Source organism: Siphonobacter sp. BAB-5405 (assembly GCF_002872335.1).
Classification (GTDB): domain Bacteria; phylum Bacteroidota; class Bacteroidia; order Cytophagales; family Spirosomataceae; genus Siphonobacter.
Map to the genome: position 1 here is coordinate 1 of NZ_NJAG01000158.1, position 3,389 is coordinate 3,389.

Genomic DNA, 3,389 nt, shown 5'->3' on the forward strand with positions numbered 1-3,389 from the left:
ACCTGTTGAAATGGTGACCGTTCCAAGCCTGAACCTGGAACGGTGGAGTAAGCAATCATTAACGTATTGTATAGTAGTGCTTTGCAGGCGTAGTAGGCAAAGCAGTCACCTCGTCAGACGTTTATTCAAAGGAGGTAGGGATCATACTGATTTCGATCATCAAATGCTCAAAATGAAAGTAAAAACCAAAGGTGTTTCTTATTTTCTTTGGTTCACTCTCAAAGGTCACTTCCAGCCCCTGCAGGCTCTCATAGACAGCTAGTACGGATTCTCGATCAGGTTGATAAAAGCCAATATGAAAATTTTCCGGGTATTGGACGGTTTGCTCCCGGTTCAGACTTGATGACCACAATACCAAGGCAAACGCATCGGTATTGGTCAAGATAGCCATCCTGTCATTTCTATTCGTAAAGCATTTAAACCCTAGCTGATTGACAAATAAGCCGATGGCTTTGGGAATATCGGTGACGACAAGATTAATGTGATTGAGTTTCATGTGATGTATATGTAGAGAAGGGCAGCAAGTTGGCCTCTTATCGGCTCTATACATTGGATAAATCAGACATTCATTCATTGACTATGAAATGAATCGCTGTTCTGTACATGGCAATCACACCAGTCTGAAGCTACGTTGACTAGGGTTCAGGGACATACCAGAATGGAATGGTCGCCAGCTGATCGGCCTCTTTTTTTCGGGGGTCTTGCAATACTACGCTGAGCCGGTTGTGACCTGTTTTAAGATTGCCTGGTACCAACACCGTTTGCCAGCCACTTTGCTCCTGACTCCCGGCTTTGGTAAAGAGTAGGTCAGGTTGGGCATAGGTCGAATCGTTCACAGTGATGCGGATCAGCTTCCTGATTTGCTGACTGCTCCAGATGGCATATTGCTGCCGACGTGCCTTACTCGACAGGGTATCGCTCCAGGCTGGTTCGGATACTACCTGTTTGAGCAGGGTGTCGAGTGCTTTGGGATAGGCAATGAACAGGCGTAGGTAAGGTTCCCGAATGACGTCGGACTGGATGGAAGCTCCACCAATAAAGGCACCTTCGGCACGCTGGTTATCATAGGCCGTAGGCTCCATGTAGAGACTATCGATACTGGCCGAGTACAGATGTCGGCTGTTGAAAAGTGACATCTGTCCGCTGGTAGGATCGTTGCTGTATTCGAGCAAGAACACCATAAAAAATATTCCCATAAAAAGGGCTGCCGCCCGAATCAACTTGCTGGGCCGGATATTGCTGTAAAAGGTGTTGGTGATGTAGGAAGAGTGTTTGTATAGACCCATCAACAGGAGCTGCCCTACCTTCGTAAGCCGATAGTGAAGCTGAATGCCCCTGGGGGTCTCTTTGATCTTCTTTTGGTTCAACAAGATAATGGCTAGGTAAAAGGCAACTGCCAGAACGCCCAGAACAACTTTGATTCCAAACCAGACCGTGGCGGGTACGTTAGGCTGAACCACTAGGTAGAATAGTAACCCCAGCAAGTACAACAAGGCTATCACCACGAGCAGGAACACGAACTGAAAAGCAAGGGCAAAGACGATATTGCACCGTTTGTCGAGCCAGAGGATATAGCGGTCGAGTGGGCCCAATTCCTCAGCCATACGTTTCCGGGCATGAGGCGTAGAGAAGGAAATATGGTCGTAGCGGATGCCCGAAGGAAAAACGGCTAGCAATCCTACCAGACCTACCCAAAACGCCCGCATCACAAAATTGGCCAGAAAAGCCGCAAACAAGACATAACAAGTAGCCCGAATCATACTGTAGGCCAGGGAGGGTAAAGTGGCCGCTGGGCCACTGGTGTGAGCCATGTAATTATACCGCAGGTAATTGAACAGCGATTCGAGTAAATCGGGCAATTGCAGGATGGCAAACATGGCCACCCCGGAAATAGCTAATTCGAGGTTCCAGCTTTGGGTGGTTAGCTCACGGAGCTTGTCTTGCTCGTCGGGAGTAAGTTGCGAACCAGGCAAGGAGGAGTTATCGGACATGAATGATGGGCTTGCTGGAAATGTGAGACAAGTAGAATAATCAATCGTTAGGTTAATGTACTAGCCAATATACGGATGAAAAGCTTGTTTTCTTTTAGCCAGAGCCCGATGAAATACACCCATCTATTTGCAAAGACCTATCCGTTCAAAGCATACGAACGCCTTCTCAAACTACGAGAGAATTGCTGAGACATAGATAAGCTTTACTAGCTTCCTGGCAAGTGGGAAAAACTGTACATGACCTTTTAGGCAGAAAAATAGTCTGGTCATCGGGCAAACCGTTCCATTAATCGAATACGTATTTATCAATTGCCAGTTTACTGGTAACTTTACAGTACTGAATCGGTCAGAAGAGTGGCGGCTTTGACGACTGATGACGTCTACTAGGGCCTACCTGCGACGGTAGATAGGTCTTATTTAAGGCCCATCTGCGACGGTAGATGGGCTTTCTTAATTAAGGCCCTAGATCAGGATTTACCCACGATAATAAAAGACGAACCATGATGGAAATACTATCCCAATCAGTAACGCCAATGGCTGTTCAGGACTGCCTGAATGCCCTCATTACCGTTTATGTGGACGGGTATATTTTAGGAATCGAGCAGGCCCCCTGTGATGTTCCTTATCAGTCACGTTTTGAGAATTTAGCCAAACGGGCCGTGAAAGCTCATGAAGCAATTGTAAAGCATCCAGATCTTTTTCAGGAAATCTATGAGGACTTCACACTTGAGTTCAAGCAGTATCGACAGGAAATAGTTAACGTGATAGCCGGTCGGCAGCAGGACAGATAGTGGATTCAGCAAATAAGCTAGAATGTCTTTACTAAAAARRCCTCCTACTGGGGCTTTTTTAGTTAAAGACATTGCAGGTCCAGCCATTCCGTGTAGTACACGGTTGTATGGATCGGATTGTGTAGATTCAAAGACAGGTTTAACACGCATTAAAGTAGATGAACGTTAGTTTCCGACGGTCAAAATATCGTCTTCATCCCGAGCACTGACGGACAATCTATACTTACCTATTGTTGTGAGTGCATCGTCGTTCTAGCGTACCCGCACCAACAACGGCGGGAGTGGTGTAGCTACTGTTGTAGGTACAGTTCAATGGATTATTGGATTTAGAGGAGGTGAAATAATTGCAAATGATTGGCCTACATTTGGATCAATTGCGGTAGGTGGTGCGGTATTTCTCACGCCAGTTGGATGGTGTGTTCTTTGTACGTGTGTGTCAATAGGAATTTCAGTAGGGACGACGGCACGTCCAGAATAAATACATACATTGTGATTGGAACTCTAAAAGCAAATGTAAAGTCCTAATCACATTACTATTTTCATCATGAAAACGTATATCAATTTTCTTAGAGATATAAGCGATGGAGCTTTTATAAGTAATGCAAAA

At 45.7% G+C, this 3,389-nt stretch carries 3 protein-coding genes; 1 reads left to right on the forward strand and 2 read right to left on the reverse strand.

Going from position 1 to position 3,389, the window contains the following annotated elements:
• Nucleotides 1–121 precede the first annotated feature (121 nt).
• Nucleotides 122–496: a VOC family protein gene (locus tag BWI97_RS26745; RefSeq protein ID WP_158242890.1), complete on the reverse strand. Its 375-nt coding sequence runs from the start codon at nt 494–496 to the stop codon at nt 122–124.
• Between the two features lie 139 nt (nt 497–635).
• Entirely contained in the window at nt 636–1,991 is a 1,356-nt protein-coding gene (locus BWI97_RS26750) for a hypothetical protein (RefSeq protein ID WP_102203465.1), read from the reverse strand.
• A gap of 500 nt (nt 1,992–2,491) precedes the next feature.
• Between BWI97_RS26750 and BWI97_RS26755 the strand changes: the two genes are divergently transcribed.
• Complete coding sequence (locus BWI97_RS26755) at nt 2,492–2,782, forward strand: hypothetical protein (RefSeq protein ID WP_094808842.1); 291 nt, start codon at nt 2,492–2,494, stop codon at nt 2,780–2,782.
• The last annotated feature ends 607 nt before the right edge of the window (nt 2,783–3,389 follow it).